Genomic DNA, 438 nt, shown 5'->3' on the forward strand with positions numbered 1-438 from the left:
GAGTCAGGTTGATGCTGAACACGCCGGTCGGGCCGACCACGGCAGTGCCTAGTTCAGTGCCATCGGCTGCCAAGATACGTACCGTGCTACCGGGTTCGGCACGGCCGGTGAGCACCGTACCGTCAGCGCTGACGGCCAGTTCGGTCGGGGCCGCAGGCGCAGTGATATCGGGTGCAGTGACTTGTGTTGGCAGCGAGGACACCCCGCTGTCATCGATAGCGACCACGTCCAGCAGTTCGCCATTGGCTTGGGCAGGATTCAGTTCGATGCTGAAACTGCCATCGGCATTGGCGATGGCGCTGCCGATCAGGGTGCCGTTGGCATCGTGCACTTCGACGCGGCTGCCAGCCGGCGCGGTACCGGTGAGGGTGGTGCCGTCGGCGTCGATAGCCAGGTTGCTCGGGCTGGTTGGGGCGGTGGTCAGCGGTACGTCGTACT

General features: G+C 64.8%; 1 protein-coding gene. It reads right to left on the reverse strand.

Annotation, left to right across the window (positions count from 1 at the left end):
• Positions 1-438, reverse strand: a 438-nt coding sequence (locus DM807_RS00670) for an Ig-like domain-containing protein (RefSeq protein WP_179026939.1), incomplete at both ends; no start/stop codon positions are given.

It is taken from the genome of Pseudomonas hunanensis (assembly GCF_013393325.1).
Taxonomy (GTDB): domain Bacteria; phylum Pseudomonadota; class Gammaproteobacteria; order Pseudomonadales; family Pseudomonadaceae; genus Aquipseudomonas; species Aquipseudomonas putida_P.